At 53.2% G+C, this 18,121-nt stretch carries 17 protein-coding genes; 5 read left to right on the top strand and 12 right to left on the bottom strand.

The genetic code is table 11. The annotated features are described in order from the left end of the window. The first annotated feature begins 69 nt into the window (after positions 1 to 69). The gene (locus O4G22_RS06565; RefSeq protein ID WP_306701311.1) at positions 70 to 450 is read left to right on the top strand and encodes a hypothetical protein; all 381 of its coding nucleotides are present in this window, start codon (positions 70 to 72) and stop codon (positions 448 to 450) included. Between the two features lie 154 nt (positions 451 to 604). Here the strand turns inward: O4G22_RS06565 and O4G22_RS06570 are convergent, their stop codons facing one another. The 11 genes from O4G22_RS06570 to O4G22_RS06620 all read right to left on the bottom strand — a co-directional run bounded on the left by O4G22_RS06570 (position 605) and on the right by O4G22_RS06620 (position 12,306). Next, the gene (locus tag O4G22_RS06570) at positions 605 to 2,245 is read right to left on the bottom strand and encodes an NADPH-dependent assimilatory sulfite reductase hemoprotein subunit (RefSeq protein WP_102758931.1); all 1,641 of its coding nucleotides are present in this window, start codon (positions 2,243 to 2,245) and stop codon (positions 605 to 607) included. A gap of 15 nt (positions 2,246 to 2,260) precedes the next feature. Continuing rightward, a complete protein-coding gene (locus O4G22_RS06575; protein ID WP_306713833.1) occupies positions 2,261 to 2,995 on the bottom strand; it encodes an ABC transporter permease in 735 nt (244 codons plus the stop codon). A gap of 29 nt (positions 2,996 to 3,024) precedes the next feature. After that, positions 3,025 to 3,822: an ABC transporter ATP-binding protein gene (locus O4G22_RS06580; RefSeq protein WP_306701313.1), complete on the bottom strand. Its 798-nt coding sequence runs from the start codon at positions 3,820 to 3,822 to the stop codon at positions 3,025 to 3,027. Continuing rightward, positions 3,815 to 4,840 (bottom strand): ABC transporter substrate-binding protein, encoded by a 1,026-nt coding sequence (locus O4G22_RS06585; protein ID WP_306701314.1) that lies wholly within the window; start codon positions 4,838 to 4,840, stop codon positions 3,815 to 3,817. The genes O4G22_RS06580 and O4G22_RS06585 overlap by 8 nt, the downstream gene beginning before the upstream one ends. Positions 4,841 to 4,874: 34 nt before the next feature. Then, entirely contained in the window at positions 4,875 to 6,602 is a 1,728-nt protein-coding gene (gene cysN / locus O4G22_RS06590; RefSeq protein ID WP_297405637.1) for a sulfate adenylyltransferase subunit CysN, read from the bottom strand. Positions 6,603 to 6,647: 45 nt separating this feature from the next. Beyond that, entirely contained in the window at positions 6,648 to 7,559 is a 912-nt protein-coding gene (cysD, locus tag O4G22_RS06595) for a sulfate adenylyltransferase subunit CysD (RefSeq protein ID WP_094139894.1), read from the bottom strand. Positions 7,560 to 7,583: 24 nt separating this feature from the next. Beyond that, positions 7,584 to 8,267, bottom strand: coding sequence for a phosphoadenylyl-sulfate reductase (locus tag O4G22_RS06600; RefSeq protein WP_306701315.1), 684 nt, complete (start codon positions 8,265 to 8,267; stop codon positions 7,584 to 7,586). Between the two features lie 55 nt (positions 8,268 to 8,322). Continuing rightward, positions 8,323 to 9,252: a cysteine synthase A gene (cysK, locus tag O4G22_RS06605; protein ID WP_022198890.1), complete on the bottom strand. Its 930-nt coding sequence runs from the start codon at positions 9,250 to 9,252 to the stop codon at positions 8,323 to 8,325. Between the two features lie 1,190 nt (positions 9,253 to 10,442). Then, positions 10,443 to 11,402, bottom strand: coding sequence for an aldose epimerase family protein (locus tag O4G22_RS06610; protein WP_306701316.1), 960 nt, complete (start codon positions 11,400 to 11,402; stop codon positions 10,443 to 10,445). Between the two features lie 35 nt (positions 11,403 to 11,437). Then, a complete protein-coding gene (locus O4G22_RS06615; RefSeq protein WP_094135437.1) occupies positions 11,438 to 11,917 on the bottom strand; it encodes a glycine zipper 2TM domain-containing protein in 480 nt (159 codons plus the stop codon). Positions 11,918 to 12,063: 146 nt separating this feature from the next. Further along, a complete protein-coding gene (locus O4G22_RS06620) occupies positions 12,064 to 12,306 on the bottom strand; it encodes a hypothetical protein (RefSeq protein WP_306701317.1) in 243 nt (80 codons plus the stop codon). 237 nt (positions 12,307 to 12,543) lie between these two features. Here O4G22_RS06620 and O4G22_RS06625 point away from each other — a divergent pair, with 237 nt between their 5' ends. From O4G22_RS06625 to O4G22_RS06640, 4 genes are all read left to right on the top strand, one after another. Further along, the gene (locus O4G22_RS06625; RefSeq protein ID WP_306701318.1) at positions 12,544 to 15,066 is read left to right on the top strand and encodes a M16 family metallopeptidase; all 2,523 of its coding nucleotides are present in this window, start codon (positions 12,544 to 12,546) and stop codon (positions 15,064 to 15,066) included. 232 nt (positions 15,067 to 15,298) lie between these two features. Beyond that, positions 15,299 to 16,207, top strand: a complete 909-nt coding sequence (locus O4G22_RS06630) for an AraC family transcriptional regulator (RefSeq protein ID WP_306701319.1) — start codon at positions 15,299 to 15,301, stop codon at positions 16,205 to 16,207. 59 nt (positions 16,208 to 16,266) lie between these two features. Continuing rightward, positions 16,267 to 16,887, top strand: coding sequence for an HD domain-containing protein (locus tag O4G22_RS06635; RefSeq protein ID WP_306702427.1), 621 nt, complete (start codon positions 16,267 to 16,269; stop codon positions 16,885 to 16,887). Next, complete coding sequence (locus O4G22_RS06640) at positions 16,877 to 17,446, top strand: sugar O-acetyltransferase (RefSeq protein ID WP_295979066.1); 570 nt, start codon at positions 16,877 to 16,879, stop codon at positions 17,444 to 17,446. Before O4G22_RS06635 ends, O4G22_RS06640 begins: the two co-directional genes overlap by 11 nt. Before the next feature lie 346 nt (positions 17,447 to 17,792). Here O4G22_RS06640 and O4G22_RS06645 read toward each other — a convergent pair whose 3' ends face one another. Continuing rightward, entirely contained in the window at positions 17,793 to 18,113 is a 321-nt protein-coding gene (locus O4G22_RS06645; RefSeq protein WP_012420356.1) for a bactofilin family protein, read from the bottom strand. Positions 18,114 to 18,121 lie beyond the last annotated feature (8 nt).

Genomic DNA, 18,121 nt, shown 5'->3' on the forward strand with positions numbered 1-18,121 from the left:
TCCCGGAACCGCGGCGCACGGGCGATTTCCCTTGTTATCCCGTGCACGGAAATGGTATCATGAAAGCGCATGACTTATCGCCTTAATACGGACCGTCTGGTATTTTTTTCCGTGCTGTTGTGGGTGCTGTTGCCGCCGGGTGTTTTTGCCTGGGAAGGGAATCCTCCGGGTCCGGATAATGTGCGGTGGCTGGAGCAGTTCTGTTCCAGCTACATGCAGTTTTTGACCCTGGGCGGCGTGTTGTGCGCGGTTATTGGTTTTGTGTGCGCCGCCCTGGTCTGGCTGGTGCATCGTCTGGACTGGGCGCGGAGCTTGAAAATCAGCGTTCTGTTTGTCATGTCCATCCTGTGCCTGGTTTTGTATGGCGGTTCGCTTTCCTTTGCCGTGTTTTATCTTCCCCTGGCCCTGATTAACCCCGCCGTGTATTGTTTCAGCGTTAGCAGGGTGTAATGAGAGCTCCTGGCGGCGACGGAGGGATGTTTTTCCTGGGGGGGGAGAAAAGGCTTTATAATTTTATTTTTGGCGTATCTTTTTTGATTTTCAAAGATAGCAGGATTTGCCCCGGAGCCGTCCGCGGCAAAAACGGCTCCGGGTGTTTATGCTTTTATAAAGATTGCGGATGTAATGCGCGGATGCTCCAGTCACCGAATCCTTCCCCCTGGTTGCGTTCCGCCGCAAAACGTGCAAATACTGGTCGGAGCACGTCTGCGATTTCCTTTACGGGTACAGATTCCTGATAGATGAAGCCCAGCCTGTCTCCTCTTCTGGAACCGCCCATCCAGATATTGTACTTGCCCGGACCTCTGCCGACGAAAGCCAGTTCTGCCAGATATGGTCTGGAGCATCCGTTGGGACACCCGGTCATGCGGATGGAAATGTCTTCGTCCCATAGCCCCAGTTCTTTTAACTGCGGTTCCAGTTCATCCACCAGTTTTGGAAGCAGCCTTTCGGAGTCTGTAAGGGCCTGCGGGCAAAATGGCAGGCTGGTACAGGCGGAGGAATTGCGCCTGAGCCCCGAATCGTTGGGGAGAAGATTGTACTTCCCAATGATGGATTTGATTTGCTCGGCAGTATCCGGTGTGATGCCGTCAATGACCAGATTCTGATTACCTGTGATGAAAAAATCTCCTTGATGAATGGAAGCTATTTCATGAAAAGCGGTTTTGAGCTGTTGCCTGTTTGAATTCTGGATGCGGCCTCCTTCAATTTCAATGGTCTGGCGGCCAGGAACATCTGCGGCGTCTCCGTTCGTAGATAATGAAAAAGGTCTGGCCGCTTGAAGCGGAAATGGAAGGCGTGTTGCAAGTTCGTTAGTGAACCAGTCCAGCCCTTTGCCGGCAATGGTATACCTGAGCCGGGATGTTTTTCTGTTGCAGCGGGTGCTGAATTCTTTATGGATCAAAAGCACCTGCCGGGCTACTTCCTCCACCTGTTCCGGGAAACAGAATCCGATAATATCCGCAAGGCGGGGGAAAGAACCGGGATTGCCGTAAGCATAGCCCATTCCTCCGCCGGCCAGGATGTCATATCCCAGGAGTTTCCCTTCTTTTTCAATAGCCACGAAGCTCAGGTCCTGGGCGTACACATCCACATCATTTTCCGGGGGAAGCGTAAAAGCGATTTTAAATTTGCGCGGCAAATAGCCGGGACCGTACAAAGGCTCTTCTTCCGCGCCCGAGTAGATTCGTTTGGCATCCAGCCATATTTCATGATAGGCGTGCGTCTGCGGTTCCAGTTTTCGGGAGAGTTCCCGGGCTTGATTGAAGACAGTTTCATGGATGCCGGAATCTTCCGGGTGCAGAGAAACCATGACATTGCGCGTGGCGTCCCCACTGGCGGCAATCGTGGTGATGGCCGCGTGGTGGATATCTTTCATGGTCTGTTTCAAGTCCTGTTTGACGACTCCGTGGATTTGAATGGCCTGGCGTGTCGTAAGTTTAAGGGTGCCGTTGCCGAATTGGTCGCTTAGCGTTTCCGCGGCTAGCCATTGGCTGGGCGTCATGCGGCCCCCGGGGAGGCGCAGCCTCAACATGAATAACCAGTTTCTTTCCTGTCCGTTTTTCTTCCGGATAAGCCGTTCATCCCGGTTATCCTGCTGGGTAATCCCGTGAAATTTCAAAAGAAATTCTTCTTCGGACGGGAAATGGGTAATGCTGCCGTCATGGAGGAGGTCAGAGATGTTTCCTCTGAGGAAATCGCTTTCCTCCTTGATTCGTTCGTTGGATGTGTATCCTTCTTTAGTCATGATATTTTCTGTTGGTTAAGCTAAATTAGTCCCCCAGCGTCTGTAGATGGCTTGTTCCAAGGGGGAGAAGATGAGTTTGTCTGAGAGCAGGCCTATGAGAATAATAACGAACATGATGCCCATGACCTGCTCCATGGAATTGAGTTCTCTTCCGAAGTGCAGGAGCTGTCCCAATCCCAGTCCTGTCAGGATGGGAACAAAAATTTCTGCGGACATCAGGGAGCGCCAGGAAAAGGCCCATCCCTGCTTCATGCCGCTGACGATGAATGGAGCAGAGGCCGGAAGCGTGACGAAGAGCAGCGTGTAGGCAGAGCCGGCTCCCATTGTCCGTGCTGCGCGGGCATAAATCGGAGGGACGTTGGCAAGTCCATTTTCTGTGGCCAGTATGACCGACCAGACGGTGCCCATGACAACGACGAACAGGATGGCCGCTTCTTCCTGGCCGAACCACAGGATAGCCAGAGGGACCCAGCAAACGCTGGGAAGCCCTTGAAATCCCAATGCCAGAACTCCGATGGTGTTTCTCATTAGCTGGAAGCGGGCAGATAAAAGTCCTGCCGGAATTCCGATGGAGATTCCGGCCAGGTACCCCAGGAGCAGTCTCTGGATAGTAACGACCGTAGCGGCCCAGAGAGAGTTGTCCCTGATTGCTTCTTCAAGATAGCCGCTTATGGCGGAAGGAGCCGGGAATAGGAAAGGCCTCCACCAGCCGGATAGAGAACCGTATTCCCATATAGCCAAGGCCAGCAAGATGAATACTGAGGATTGGAGAATATTTTTTATGGAAGGGTGCATGATGTTTGTGCGTCTTGTTTTTCTTCTGCGGGCCTGGAAATTGATTTTAATGCCCGTGTGATGTTTGAAGCTAGCCGGGTCACTCCCGGATCATTGATTTGGCGCGGGCGCGGCAAACGAATGCAGAATTCTCCGCAAATACGTCCAGGGTGGGATGAAAATAAAATGACTCTGTCTCCCAGGCATACGGCTTCCCGTACATTATGGGTGACAAAGACGACGGTAATTCCATGCCCGGCGCAAATGGACTGGAGGTCCGCATAAAGCTGTTCCCTGGTCATGGCATCCAATGCGGCGAAGGGCTCATCCATCAGGAGAACCCTGGGACGCAATGCAAGGGCCCGGGCTATGGCCACGCGCTGTTTCATCCCTCCGGAGAGTTCATGGATACGAGCATGCGCAAAGTTGTCCAAGCCTACTGATTTCAGGTTTTCCAAAGCTATTTGGAGGCGTTTTGCGCGGGGAATTCCGGTAAATCGGAGACCGAATTCTACGTTGTGCAGCACATTTAACCAGGGGAACAGGGCGAAATCCTGAAAAACGACTGTCCTGTCCGGTCCCGGTCCTGAGATTATTTCCCCATCATAGGAGATGCTTCCCGTATCCGATTTGATCAGACCGGCGATCATATTCAGCAGAGTTGTTTTGCCGCAACCGCTTGGACCTACCAGGCAGATGAATTCTCCTTCCCCTATGTCCAGATTGGCGGAAGAAAGAGCCAGAAGCGATTTTTTTCTGGAAAAATAACTTTTGGAAACGTTTCGTATGGATAATCTACTCATGGGCGGGATTATTTTTATTATTCCAGATGATGCCTTCGACGTGGGGGAGTTTCTTGTAAAATCCGCTCCGTACCGTATCCTTGGCTAATTCGTGGAGCTTTTCTTCGGATATTTCATTCGTGAGAACTAACCTGGGCCACGCATGGATAATTAAAGCGGGATCAATGTTGGAGCGGGTAAGTTCCCTCAATTCTTCTACGACGATTTTTTGAGCTTCCTGGGGATGTCCAATGATCCAGAGAGTGAGTTCTCTGTGAGCTTCAATCATGGCCTGCGCCACGTCCGGCTGTTTTTTCAGGAAATCCTTTTGGGCTGTCAGAACAGTGGTTACGGCATCCTTTTCAAGAAACAGGAGCTTGCCTCCGGCTTCTTTTTCCAGGCGGCTAATCCATGGTTCTACAGTCCAGGAGCCGTCCAGTTTGCCTTGACGCAAGAGGGGTATCTGTTCTGGGTTGGGGGTAGGAAGTATGCTTGCGTCTCCTCCGGTTTGAGTGACTGTTACGCCTCCCAGGGCCAACCATGTCCGGCAGGCTATATCCTGAGTATTGCCCAATTGGGGAGTAGCGATGATTTTCCCTTGAAAGTCTTTTTGCGTGTATGCTCCGGAATGGGTGGGAACGACCAGTCCGGACCCTCCCTGTACGGCTCCCGCTACGATTTGCAGGAGAGTTCCGTTGGATTTGGAATACGCATTAATGGCAGGGCCCGGCCCAACGTAGGTAAAATCCAGGGAATTGGCGAACATGGCTTCCATAGCGCCAGGGCCGGCGTTGTAAGCATACCATAGAATGGAGATGTTTTTTCCCGTCCGTTCAAAGATGCGTTTTTCAAACCATCCCTCCCCCGTGCGGCTGAAATGCCTGGCAACCAGCCCCTGGACATGGGTTACGTTGGGAAAAAGGCCAAAGCGTATTTGAGCCTGCCGTTCGGGGGCTTCCCGACAGGATGCCAGAAAGGCTGGAGCCAGGAGAGCGCCAACGCAGAGAAGAGCATTTAATGCAAGAGGCTGAGTTTTCATAAAATGATGGAACGGGTATTAAAATGGGATAAAATCAAAATTCCACATAGAGAGTGCGCGCCAGAAGAAACGCGGTATTTTCATTTGCCTTTGCGGGGGGGAGGATGCGGTCTGCCGTTTCTGGAGCGGAGACGACGTTCCCCAGCCAGATGCAGTAGGCTCCCTTGGTGTTTCTGGGCAGGACGGGAAGTCCCGGCAGCACTGCAATGCTCATCAGCCCCGCTTCGGCCAGCAGGCCTGAGGCATTGACGATTTCTTTAGCGGATCTTCCCCATACGCCTTCCGCCTTGAAATCCAGACCGTAGGTATGGGCCTTGAGCCGGTGGAGTTCCCTTTCCAGCTGCTTGGCGAAGCTGCGCGCCAGTTCGCTGTCTTCTCCCGCTATGTAAATTTGTTTTCCGCCATGCCCGAAGGTTTCTGCGCGTTCATCGCTTGAAACGAATGTCGGAAGTTGCTCCTGTTCTTTTTCGGGAGCCTTATCTCTGTGAGGAGGGCGAAGCATACCGGCTCCCGCCGTGACGTTATTCAGCGGGTCAATCAGGATGAAAGCTCCTCCGGAGCGGTTATCCCGGTAATAATCATAGAACAAGGGGGAACTTGTTTCCAGGACGATACGGCCGACATGGTTCAGAGGAAGCTGTGTCGCATGGCGGCTTTCCAGTGTATTGACGTCTATGTCGTACTGGAGTTCTGCTATCCGCCCCTGGATATTTCTGCCCGCATGGCGAATCATGTATTTGCTTCCGGGAAGAAGGGGTTTTTCAGACATCCAGATGACACGGGCCTCCAGCCGATCTTCGATATGGGGGAGATTCCCTTTTTTGACGATCATGTCACCGCTGCTGATATCTATTTCATCCTCAAGTTCCAATACGACGGCCTGGGGAGAGAATGCTTCTTCCAGATCTCCGTCCGGAGTAACGATCCTCTTGATCCGGCTGTTTTGGAACGAAGGCAGCGTTACGACAGGGTCACCTCTGCGAATGGCTCCGGAAGTAATGGAACCGGCGAACCCCCGGAAATCGAGATTGGGGCGTATGACTGTCTGTACCGGAAAGCGGAAATCCCGGAGATTCCTGCTGTCGCTGGAATCCAGCGTTTCCAGGATGGAAAGCAGATGATCTCCCTGGTACCAGGGCGTTTTTCCTGTTGTCTGCGTCACATTTTCCCCTTCAATGGCGGAAATGGGAACGAAACGAACGTCCGGGATATTCAGCTGTTGCGTGAAGCTTCCGAATTCTTCTTCAATCTTCCGGAATTTTTCTTCAGAGTAATTCAGAAGATCCATCTTGTTGACGGCTACGATGAGGTGCCGTATTTTCAGAAGAGAGGCGATGAACGCATGCCGCTTCGTTTGTGTGAGTACTCCGTGACGGGCATCAATCAGGATGATGGCCGCGTCCGCCGTGGAAGCTCCGGTGGCCATGTTCCGTGTGTATTGTTCATGGCCGGGACAGTCGGCAATGATGAATTTGCGGCGGGGTGTGGTGAAGTACCGGTAGGCTACATCAATGGTTATTCCCTGTTCCCGTTCCGCTTTAAGGCCATCCAGCAACAGGGCGTAATCAATGTTGCCTGCCCCCGTAGTTCCATTTTTTTCACTGGCTTTGCGCAGTTCTGCCAGCTGGTCGTCGAAAATCAGTTTGCTGTCATAAAGAAGGCGTCCGATGAGTGTAGATTTCCCGTCGTCCACGGAACCGCAGGTAAGTACGCGCAGCAGGCTTTTATTTTCGTGTTCGTTCAGGTATGAGTCGATGTCCATAATGGTAAAAAGAAGAGGTGTCGTCAGAATGATTCATAATAGGGGTTAAAAATATCCTTCCCGTTTTTTCTGCTCCATGGAGGCATCACCATCGTGGTCAATGATGCGGGAAGAACGCTCGCTCAGCCTGGTTTCCAGCATTTCCGCCACAATCTCTTCTACAGTGCGGGCTGTAGATTCTATGGCTCCGGTTAGAGGGTAGCAGCCCAGCGTACGGAAACGGACGGTTCTCATTTGCGGTGTTTCCCCCGGTTCCAAAGGCAGGCGGTCGTCGTCCGCCATAATCAGGGAGCCGTCACGTTCCACAATGGGACGAGGTTTAGCGAAATACAGGTCCACCACCTGTATTTTTTCCAGGCGGATATATTGCCAGATATCCAGTTCCGTCCAGTTGGACAGAGGAAAGATACGGACGCTTTCTCCCGGATTGATACGGCCGTTGTAAATGTTCCATAATTCCGGTCGTTGATTTTTGGGGTCCCATTGGTTGAATTTATCCCGGAAAGAGAAAATTCGTTCCTTGGCCCGTGATTTTTCTTCGTCGCGGCGGGCTCCTCCGAACACGGCATCATATTTTCCTGCGGTCAACGCCTGAATCAATGCCTGTGTTTTCATAATATCCGTGTATTTGCGGCTGCCGTAAGTAAAAGGATTAACGCCGGCGGCAATGCCTTCCTGGTTACTGTGGACAATCAGATCCAGATCATTTTCCTGAACGAATCTGTCCCGGAATTCTATCATCTCGCGGAATTTGAATGTGGAGTCTATATGAAGAAGCTTGAAGGGGAGCCTGCCGGGATAGAATGCCTTTCTGGCCAAGTGGACCAGTACAGAGGAGTCTTTCCCGATGGAATAAAGAAGTACGGGATTTTCAAACTGGCTGATGGCATCCCGGAAAATGTGAATGCTTTCTGCCTCCAGTTGCTTAAGCTGGCTGAGTCTGCAAATGCTGTTCATTTTGTATGTTCTTTTTTTTGATTGTTAATGTCTTGGCCTGCGGTGTAGGCCGCATTCCTTGTGTTCTTTTTCTTCCCACCACCATCGTCCGTCGCGTACGTCTTCTGTCCTCTTGACGGCTCTTGTGCAGCAGGCGCACCCGATACTGGGGAATCCTGCATCATGAAGAGGATTGTAGGGAACGCCGTAGGCGCGGATATAGTTCCAGACATCCTCTTCTGACCAGTGGGCCAGCGGGCTGATTTTGATGATGCCGTTAGCCTCATCGTTTTCTGTGATATGAAGTCCTTTCCGGGTGATGGACTGGGTGGAGCGTAATCCGCAAATCCACGCTTTTTTCCCGGCAAGGAGCCTTTCCAGAGGGCGCAGTTTGCGGATATTGCAGCATTTGTGACGGTTTTCCACACTGTTGCGGAACAGGTTGACGCCTTTGTCCAGAATCATGCTTTCCACTTCTTCCGCTGCCGGAAAATAAGGAATAATGCGAATGCCGTATATTTCCTCCGTTCTTGCCCAGAGTTCATAGGTTTCCGGAAACAGACGCCCCGTGTCCAGAGTAGCCAGAGGAATATTCAGGCCAAGATGGGAGATCATATGGGTAAGCACCTGGTCTTCTGCCCCGAATGATGTGGCAAAAACAAGGTTTCCTTCGTATTGCGCCGCGACTTGTCGCAACGTGTCTGTAGCGGTTGGGGAATGAGCGTTCATGAATGTTGAGCCGGTTGAAGGCGGATAGCCGTATCTGGTAGAAAAAAACGGGATGTCAGATGAACAGGGGAGTTGAGTAGTACCGGTCCGCTGAATCGGGAAGGATCACTACTATATTTTTCCCTGTATTCTCTTTTCTCTTAGCAACCTGGACGGCTGCCCATAGGGCTGCCCCGCTGGAAATCCCGGTCAGAATTCCTTCTCTGACGCCCAGTTCTTTAGCTGTGGAAAAGGCATCTTCATTGGAAACGGTGATGACTTCATCATAGATATCCGTATCCAGGGTTTCTGGGATAAAGCCGGCTCCTATTCCTTGAATTTGATGGCTTCCTGCCTGGCCGGCGGATAATACGGGGGAATCTGCCGGTTCCACGGCAATGACGGTGATTCCTCCGGGTTTGCGTTCCTTGAGCAGTCTGCCTATGCCGGTTATTGTTCCTCCGGTGCCTACTCCGGCTACGACGATATCTACTTCTCCGTCCGTATCTTCCCATATTTCAACCCCTGTCGTTTCATAGTGGGCCCTGGGATTGGTCGGATTGGTGAATTGGCTGGGAATGAAGGAGCCCGGAGTAGTGGCCGCCAGATCCTGGGCTTTGGCAATGGCTCCTTTCATTCCCTGGCTGTCTTCCGTCAGGACAATATCGGCTCCGTAGGCTTTTAGAATATTTCGTCGTTCAACGCTCATGCTTTCCGGCATGGTAAGAATGATGCGGTATCCCCGGGAAGCGGCAATAGCCGCCAGGCCAATGCCCGTGTTGCCGCTGGTTGGTTCAATGATGACGGAACCCGATTGGAGCTGGCCCGATGCTTCTGCCTCGTTGATCATGGCGAGTGCGATACGGTCTTTCATGCTTCCTGCCGGATTCAGGTGATCCAGCTTGAGCAGGAGCCGGGCATTCAGACGATGTGCCTGGGCATAATTCCTTGGCTCCAGAAGAGGTGTTTTCCCGACCAGTTCCGATATGGAGGTGTAAATGTTCATCGTGACGTGCTTTACAGGGATGGATTTAGATTTCTTTTGTATTCCGATAGGAATAATAGGGATTAGTTACTCTTATCCTCCGGAAGTGTCAATATGAATCAATGAATATGATATATTATTTTGTTATTTGTTTTTTTATGCAAATAAAAATGGTAGAAGAGCAGGGAATGGACGGCTGTAAAATTTCAGAGATTGAGAGTAAAAGGCCGGTTTTCTCCGTTTTCAAGCTATTGGCCGTGAAGGTGAAAGGATGCGTGCGAGGGGCAGATGCCTTATTTCCTTGCCTTCCTGGAGCATGCAGTTGTATTGAGTCTCTCCGGTTAACGTTATGAATTATTCCTTTTCCCGGAGAGTAATTGTGGCGCTGGGAAAACTGTTTGTTTTGCCCCATTCCATCCTTTGCCGCATATCCCTGGAATGTTTATTGCCTGTATGCTGATAATTTGGCAGTTGTGATTATTTGAAGGATGGTGTGCAAAAACACAGCTGTTGAGAAGATGAGCCGTTAGGACTTATGGGGGAAGCCTCTGACACACGAAATTCGGATCATGCTGTTCATCATGATCTTTGTACGGGCAACAGGGAATCGCCGTACAGGCAGGAATTGTTTTATCTTTCCTTACCGTGGCGGATGTCCGTGGCTTCCTTCAGGAAGACGGTGGTAACGGCGATGGTTCTGGCAATGTCTCCGATACGTTCCAGAGAACGGATCATGAAGAGAAGGTTGACGCTGTCCTACATGTATGAACGGATGGGGATGAGTCTGTGACCATCGCCAAAAGGGTCAACAGGCTGAATAAGCGCCCGCGCATCCGGGAGGCTGCCTTGGCGGATTCCGTCTATCGGGAAATGGCGGAGCGGTTCAGGGCTGTGAATAAGGCTGTTTCCTCCCGGGACGGGGAGGCTCCGGCGGAGTTTGTTCCTGCGCCGGGGAATTGGGTCGGAGCACGCGGCGTCCCTGACGGAGGCGTTTGCCTGCTTACCTGGGCAATATCAGGACAATCCGGTTTCCGTTGCGGAGCTGGTTTTTGTGAACCGTTCCCAGGAACGCATCGCGGATGGGTGCCAAAAGGCAGTAGCGAAAGGGCTTTGCGCGGACATCCTGACGCCGCGTGCCTGAACGGGAAAACCCGCGGCGGGTGTTGTTGAAGCGCCGTTTTTTATTCGGAAACGGGATTTAGGCAGACCGTCTATCTGACGGTCCAGGTAATGCTGCGCGTGGCGGATTGGCCGGGACGCAGAATCACGCTGGGGAAGTGGGGGGTATTGACGGCATTGGGGAAGCCCTGGGCTTCCAGCGCTATTCCCTGGCGCGCCTGAGGCAGGTATTCCCCGGTATATACCTGGAGGCCGGGAGCGTCCGTCGCCACAATCAGGTGGTGCCGGGATTCCGGGTCAAGAAGGATGGCGGCGATTTTGTCTCCCGGTTCGGAATCCAGCACGTAGTTATGGTCCAGCCCGGCGGCGGTGTCCGGGTGGGCGGCGGAATTGCGTTCTCCCAGCAGGGCTGCTTTCCGCAGGTCAAAGTCCGTTCCTTCCACGGGAAGGATACGGCCGTCGGGGATATTGGTGGCATCCACCGGAGTATAGGCGGATGCCCGTACCTCCAGAGTCATGGAATCAATGGTGGGCTTGCCGGACAGGTTCCAGTAAGCGTGGTTGGTGAGGTTGACGATTGTGGCCGCGTCCGCGTACGCTTCCAGGCGGAGGTGAAGGGTTTCTTCCACCACGGTGTAGGTGGCTACCACTTCCAGGTTGCCGGGGTAATTTTCCTCCCCGTCTGCGGAGTGCAGGGTCAGCACCAGCGTATTGCGCCCGGCTTCCTGTACCTGCCAGATTTTGCTGTCGAACCCCTGGATGCCGCCGTGCAGGTGGTTGGGGCCGTTGTTGACGGCCACGGTGCGGGAATCCCCGTCAATGGAGAACCTGCCTTTTGCGATGCGATTCGCGACGCGGCCGCAAATCGCACCGCAATAACAGGTGTCTTTCAGCATGTCTTCAAAGCGCTTGGGTCCTACGATCATGTCCATGCCGTCCTTGACGACGGAGATGATGCGCCCCCCGTAGTTGCTGATGCGTACCGTCAGCTTGTTGGAAGACAGTTCAAACAATTCTACAGGTGCGCCGCCGGGTAAGGTGCCGAAGATCATGCCGGTATATAGCTTGGTCAGTAGTGGATTTCCAATTAATAGGCCAGCACGCGGGAACCGTTGTTGCCGATGATCACGCGCACGCGCTGTCCGACCTGGATCGGGTTGTTCCTGCTGGCGACCTGGACGACCGTGTAGTTGCGGGTGCCGTTCCTTTTCTGGTCCAGACGCACGGTGATGCGTTCCCCGGTCGTGTTGTTGATGGCCTTGTCAATCTGGTTGCCGGCGATGCCGCCCAGAATGGCGCCGCCCGCCGCCGTCGCGAATTTGGCGTTGCCGCCCCCGAACATGGCGCCGGTCAACCCGCCCGCCACGGCGCCGATTCCGGTGCCGGTGTTGGCGTTATTGGCCTGGATTTTGACGTTTTCCACGCTGGTGACCGTGCCGGTATAGGTTTCCTGGGCTCCGCCGATTTCATTCAGGTTATAGGTGTTCGGGGAACCGAAGTTGGTGCAGGAAGTAATGGACAGCGCCATGACTGCACAGCCGATGGTAAGAATGGAAGCTGTTTTCATGATGACGATTTATAAAACGGATTGAAGGTTAAGATCAAGTAATTTCGTAGTCACCGGAAGGGCCGCGGTTGCGCCCTTACGGCGGAGAAAACCCTTGCCGGAACCTTCCGGCAAGGGTTCGTATTTATTCTAACGGTTTCGACGGGTCAGGCCTTGGGGGCTTCTCCCTTTTTGGGGCAGCCGCAGGGCTTTTCTCCTTTGCTGCAAGGCTGGCCGCACTTTTCCGGGCATTTGCCTTCCTTGGCGCATTTCCTGGGGCACTTTTTATCTTTCTTGCAGCACTTTTGGGCTGCGGGGGCGGGGGAGTCCGCCGGAGCGGCTGCCTCCTGGGCGTAACCGTTGACACTGAAGGCGAACGCGAAGGCTGCTACAGCGAGGATCTTTTTCATATAATGAGATGTGAGGTTTGTGGTGTTGGTAATGCTGCGGCAGAGGAGCTGCCGCTCTACGACTGATAGAGCGGCAGGGAGCGATATTTGTTCAAAAAAATACGCGGAGAGGATGTTTTTTAAGGCGGTTTTTTTGATAAGGACGCGCTTTTGGACTCCGGAGTAAGTTTGACAGTCCGGGAGCATGTACGGAGCGCCGGCTTGCATGGGGCGATTTCTTGAGGCACGGTAGGGAACATGAGTTCAGCCAAGGAACCTGTGACGCGCCGTTTTGGAAATGGTTTGACGGTTTTGATCAAGGAGGACAAGTCTCATCCCGTAGTGTCCCTCCAGTACTGGGTTGGCACGGGGTCCATGAATGAGGGGCACTGGCAGGGGAGCGGACTTTCCCATTTGCTGGAGCATCTGGTGTTTAAGGGAACGGCGCATTTCTCCGGTCAGGAACTGGCCCGCAAGGTGCAGGAACGCGGCGGCCACTGGAATGCGTACACCAGCGTGAACCGCACCGTGTACTACATAGACGGCCCTGCGGAGTCCTGGCAGATTTTTCTGAATCTTCTGACGGAGCTTGTATTTTTCCCCACGTTCCCGGAAGACGAGATGGAGCGGGAGAAGGAGGTGGTGCGCCGGGAGATGGCCATGTATGCGGATGATCCCGATTCCGTGGCCTACCAGCTTCTGATGCAGACGCTGTATCTCAAGCATCCCCGCCGCTGGCCCGTGTTGGGTGAGCGCGCCGCCTTTGACTGCCTGACGCGGCAGGACGTGCTGGATTACCATGCCAGCCGTTATGTTCCGAATAACGTGGTTCTTTCCATCGCGGGAGATGTGGATGCCGTGGAGATTCTTTCCCATCTGGAATTGCTGGTGGAAGACCTGAAATCCCGTCCCCTGAACCGGGAACCCATTCCCCATGAACCTCACCAGTTCGGTTCCCGCAGGGTTCGGAAGGAGTTTGCCGTGCCTTATTCCAAGCTGCACCTTGCCTGGCGCCTGCCCTGTTCCGCCCATCCGGATACGCCGGCCCTTTCCGCGCTGTCCAGCATTCTGGGCGGCGGACGTTCCGCGCGTTTTTATGAAAAGTTCCATGACCGCCTGGGGCTGGTGTACGGCATTGAGGTGCATTCCAACCAGTCTGAGACGGATGAGGGGGCGTTCACCATCAGCATTGACGTGGACCGCGCCCAGCGCGACAAAGTGCGGGACCTGGTGCTCCAGGAGCTTCGCAATCTGGCGGAAGAGGATTTTACGGAGGACTTGAAGAGAGTTTGCAAACAGACCCGTGTCAGCCGCCTGCGCCGCAGGAGTTCCGCTTCCGGGATGGCCTCGGAAATGGGGGCGGACTGGTTCGGCGCGCGCAATTTGAACCTGTCTTCCGAATGGCAGGAGGCTATTGAACGGGTGACAACGGAAGATTTGCGCCGCGTTTGTTCCACCTGGCTGTCTTCCCCGAATGTGACGGAAGTCAGCCTGGACCCCCCGGGCAGCAATGCCGGGGATGAAGAAGGGGCCTCCGCCGCCGAGGAAACGGCCCTGAGCGAGCATGTTCTTGGCAACGGCATGAAGGTGGTGATCCGTGAAGACCATCGCCTGCCGCTGGCCTATGCCTGCATGGCGTTCAAAGCCGGATGCCGTGCGGAAAATGAGCATGACGCCGGAGTGACGGACTTGATGGCCGAATGCCTGCTGAAAGGAACCTCCACCCGTTCCGCCGCGGATATAGCCCGTTTTCTGGAAGACATCGGGGGGGCCGTCAACACATCCGCCGGTAATAATTCCCTGAGCGTGGGGTGTCAGATCCTGGCGGAAGACCTGGACGCCGGGCTGGAGCTGATGGCGGACGTAGTCATGAATCCGTCTTTCCCGGAAGACGCCTTTCTGAGGGAACAGGAGTCTTTTGTGGCGGATGCGGAGGAGGATATGGAAGACCCTCTTTCCGTGGCGTTCCGGCAGGAGCGGAAGGTGGCTTACGGGCATGTCTCCTATGGGAATTCCCCTTCCGGCACGCCGGAAAGCCTGTCTTCACTGACGGTTCAGGACATCAAAAGGCAATATGAACGCATTATCTGCGCCTCCAATGCCGTGATTTGCATTTCCGGAGATGTCAGGAAGGAAGAGGTTCTGCCTCTTCTGGAAAAACATCTGGGAGGCATGAGGGCGGGAACGCCTCCGGCCCTGACTCCCACGCCCGCGCTGCGGGCCGGCCGGGAAGTGGCCGTTCTGGACAAACAGCAGGCCGTGCTGGTAGTGGGGGTGCCGGGCGTGGACGTGGCTTCCCCGGAGATGGCCCAGGCTCTGCTGTTCCAGTCCTGGTGCAGTGATATGGCCGGTCCCGTTTTCACCAATATCCGGGAGGAAGCCGGACTGGCCTATTATGCCAGTTCTTCCCTGTTCATCGGCATGGATGCCGGAGGCATCTGCTTCTATCTGGGGACCTCCCCGGAACAATTGGAGGAAGCCGGGCGGAGGCTGGAAGAAACCCTGGAGATGATTTATGAACAGGGCATGACGGAGGAGGAGCTGGAACGCACCAGGGCGGCCGCCCTGTCTTCCCGTCTGCTAGCCATGCAGTCCAATGGAACGTTGTGCCAGATGCTGGCGCTGGATATCCTGTTCGGTCTGCCTCTGGAAGCGTTTGAACAGCAGACGAACGCTATCAGGAAGATGGATCTGGACCGGATGAACGCCTTTATCAGGAAGGCGCTGGATCCCGCCCAGCCGCGTTCCTGGTCCGTCGTGCGCCCGCCTGCCGGGGAATAATTTCCCGGAGAATCGTTCCCGTTTTCATGGGAGGCGATGCATGGCGGGGCTGAATGATTTATCCTGTCCGGTTTTATGGGCGCTGTTTGGGAAGGAGGGAATGCTTTCCCTCCTTGCCCGATCGCCTGTTTTCCGGCTTTTTCCAAATGCCCGGCAGAAAAAGGTTTTGTGATGGAAGGATCACGGGAAAGAATATATACGGATGAGCGTGAATTAGAGAGAACGCCGGGATGTGAAAAATAGACAAAATATAGAATTCCAGGTGGGAAGCAGAGAAGAAGCTCTTCCGGGCTTTTCACCCGATTTCCCATACATAGCTTCACGGGCGGAACTTGACAAGTATCCGGGGCAGTCTGTTCCCTGGCATTGGCATCAGGCGGTGGAGTTATTTTTTATAGAGAGCGGTTCTCTTGAATATTATACCCCAAAGGGAACAGCTTGTTTCCCGTCAGGATCCGGCGGCATGGTGAATTCCAATGTATTGCATCGGACAAAGACAGCAGTGCATACGGGAAAAAACGTCCAGTTGCTTCATATTTTTGATGTATCCCTGCTTGATGGAGGGAAGGGGAGCCGGATAGGACAAAAATATATTTCTCCAGTTGTTTCAGATCCGGAGGTGGAATTGATCTCTTTCTCCCCTGCAAATCCCCGGGATGAAAAAATTCTGGAACTGATACGGGATTCTTTTCAACTTTCAGATCGTGAATTTGGGTATGAAATGAAGTTGAGGAATGCCCTGTCGGAAATCTGGATGAGGATATTTAACCAATTCCCTTTTTCCGCTCAAAGAAAAGAATGCAATAAAAGGGATGATAAAATAAAGCAGATGATGGCCTATGTCCATGAACATTATTCCGGGAAAATTGCTGTTCAGGAACTCGCGGCGGCGGCTTTTTTAAGTGAAAGGGAATGCTTCAGAACATTTCGCGATTGCCTGCATATGACGCCGGTGGAATATATCAGAAGCTATCGTTTGCAAATAGCTTGCCGGATGCTGGCTGACGTCAGGATTCCCATTACGGACGTAGGTTATTCCTGCGGATTGGGCAGCAGCAGTTATTTTGGAAAGATTTTCCGGGAATATTTTTATTGCACCCCAACCGAATACCGGAGAAAATGGCGGAATCGTGATATTTAATGGCAGGTAAATGATATTTATTTCCGTGGGAATGCGCTATAGTGATAGCCATGACTGAGATGGATCCGGACAGAAAAACCGCGGAACGGGCAATCAGGGAAGCATATGAATCCAACCCGGGAGGCTGGGCGGAACATTCCCGCCATGTAGCGCAGGCCTGTGAAAATATAGCATCACATTGTAAAGGGTTGTCCGGCGAAAAGGCTTATGTTCTGGGGTTGTTGCATGATATTGGACGGCATGCCGGAGTAAGTTCCGAAAAGCATTTAATAGACGGGTACCGCTATTGTTCGGCAAGAGGCTGGAACAAGGCTGCGCAGATTTGCATTTCTCATGCGTTTATGATACAGGATATTAATACTTCTATCGGCACGTTTGACGTGAGTGAAGAAGATTACCTGTTCATGAAAAATTTTGTAGAGAACGCAGTCTATGACGACTATGACCGTCTGGTCCAGTTATGTGATGCTTTGGCCTTGCCTACAGGCTTCTGCCTTTTGGAAAAACGTTTTGTAGATGTGACAATCCGTTATGGAGTGCATCCGTTTACGGTGGACCGGTGGAAAAAAATTCTTCAGCTCAAGGCGTTCTTTGAAAAGAAAACAGACTGTTCCATTTATGATCTGTTGCCGGGAGCCGTTGAAAACAGTTTTCGTCAGGAGGAAAGCCATGCGTTATGAAGCAAAAGATTTTTTGGAAACGGCAAGTCCTGATGCGTTAAGGAAAATTGCCCGGGCGAGGGAATTGACAAGGGAATATTATTTTTCCGCGTATGGCGATACGCGGAGAAGACGTGAAATTCTTCAGGAATTGCTGGGAGGGATTGGGGATAACGTGACGATAGATACTCCCTTTCATTGCGACTACGGGAAGAACATCTTTTTAGGGAGCAACGTGATCATCGGCATGAACTGCACGTTGGTGGATAATGCGCCCATTCACATTGGCAGCCAGGTGTTGATTGCGTCCAATGTTCAGATTTATACGGCTTCGCATCCGGTCTTGCCTCAGGAACGCCTTGTGACGAAATGGGAAGAAGGTAAGGGAACGTTTTTCCGAACTTATGCACTGCCGGTAGAAATTGAGGATCAGGTATGGATTGGAGGCGGCAGCGTTCTGCTGCCGGGCGTGACGATAGGAAAAGGCTCCGTTATTGGAGCGGGAAGCGTCGTTACTCATTCCATACCGGCCGGCTGTGTTGCTGTTGGGAATCCATGCAGGGTGATCAGGCGTTTTTGACATCAACGGATGAAGGCCGCCGCAGGAGACGGCGTTTTTCGTTCCTTAAGAATTGGAGAGTTTGCCCAGTGAGGCTTTTCAGCATCAGGGCAAGTTCCGCCTGCTCCGGTTACGGATGTTTTTCCAGAGGCGGGGAGGGGCGCAGGGACTCAATAAAAAACGCAGGCGGCGATGCGCCTGCGCGGTATCCGGCGATAGTTCTGACAGAAGGAAGGAGCGGTTTTTTTGCCGGAGGGGCTTTGTGCCAAACGGCATTCTTCCGCCTCCTGCCCCCCCGGCGCGCTTTCGTGCTTTTGGAGAAGCGGCCGTATCAAGGCACGCCAGGGAAGAACAGGACGGCTGTTTTTTAGCCGATTTCCGTGCGGCCCAGCAGGTGGGCGCCTTCCTCCATGGCGAGGCTGCGCGTTTTCATGTCTCCGACGACGCGGGCCTGCTGCTTGAGTTCGCAGCGGTCAGAGGTGACCTTGCCTTCCACGTTGCCATAGATGCGGACGTCTCCGGCAGTGATGTCACCCTTGATTTGGGCGGTTTCCCCGATGGTGACTTTTCCCTTGTCGGAGATGATTTCGCCTTCGATTTTGCCGTCGATGTGCATGTCATTCTGGAAACGGATGGTTCCCTTGATTTCGATGCCGGAGGCGAGGAAGTTGGTTACGTTGTCTGTCATTGTCGTCA

The organism is Akkermansia muciniphila (assembly GCF_030848305.1).
Lineage (GTDB): Bacteria > Verrucomicrobiota > Verrucomicrobiia > Verrucomicrobiales > Akkermansiaceae > Akkermansia > Akkermansia muciniphila_A.

What these genes read in the sequence shown, in the direction of transcription:
- cysN (WP_297405637.1), bottom strand. Translation starts at nt 6,602, where the DNA reads ATGGACATCGACTCATACCTGAACGAACACGAAAATAAAAGCCTGCTG.
- cysD (WP_094139894.1), bottom strand. Translation starts at nt 7,559, where the DNA reads ATGAACAGCATTTGCAGACTCAGCCAGCTTAAGCAACTGGAGGCAGAA.
- O4G22_RS06610 (WP_306701316.1), bottom strand. Translation starts at nt 11,402, where the DNA reads ATGATCTTCGGCACCTTACCCGGCGGCGCACCTGTAGAATTGTTTGAA.
- O4G22_RS06615 (WP_094135437.1), bottom strand. Translation starts at nt 11,917, where the DNA reads ATGAAAACAGCTTCCATTCTTACCATCGGCTGTGCAGTCATGGCGCTG.
- O4G22_RS06625 (WP_306701318.1), top strand. Translation starts at nt 12,544, where the DNA reads ATGAGTTCAGCCAAGGAACCTGTGACGCGCCGTTTTGGAAATGGTTTG.
- O4G22_RS06585 (WP_306701314.1), bottom strand. Translation starts at nt 4,840, where the DNA reads ATGAAAACTCAGCCTCTTGCATTAAATGCTCTTCTCTGCGTTGGCGCT.
- O4G22_RS06640 (WP_295979066.1), top strand. Translation starts at nt 16,877, where the DNA reads ATGCGTTATGAAGCAAAAGATTTTTTGGAAACGGCAAGTCCTGATGCG.
- O4G22_RS06645 (WP_012420356.1), bottom strand. Translation starts at nt 18,113, where the DNA reads ATGACAGACAACGTAACCAACTTCCTCGCCTCCGGCATCGAAATCAAG.
- O4G22_RS06565 (WP_306701311.1), top strand. Translation starts at nt 70, where the DNA reads ATGACTTATCGCCTTAATACGGACCGTCTGGTATTTTTTTCCGTGCTG.
- cysK (WP_022198890.1), bottom strand. Translation starts at nt 9,252, where the DNA reads ATGAACATTTACACCTCCATATCGGAACTGGTCGGGAAAACACCTCTT.
- O4G22_RS06570 (WP_102758931.1), bottom strand. Translation starts at nt 2,245, where the DNA reads ATGACTAAAGAAGGATACACATCCAACGAACGAATCAAGGAGGAAAGC.
- O4G22_RS06580 (WP_306701313.1), bottom strand. Translation starts at nt 3,822, where the DNA reads ATGAGTAGATTATCCATACGAAACGTTTCCAAAAGTTATTTTTCCAGA.
- O4G22_RS06600 (WP_306701315.1), bottom strand. Translation starts at nt 8,267, where the DNA reads ATGAACGCTCATTCCCCAACCGCTACAGACACGTTGCGACAAGTCGCG.
- O4G22_RS06620 (WP_306701317.1), bottom strand. Translation starts at nt 12,306, where the DNA reads ATGAAAAAGATCCTCGCTGTAGCAGCCTTCGCGTTCGCCTTCAGTGTC.
- O4G22_RS06635 (WP_306702427.1), top strand. Translation starts at nt 16,267, where the DNA reads ATGGATCCGGACAGAAAAACCGCGGAACGGGCAATCAGGGAAGCATAT.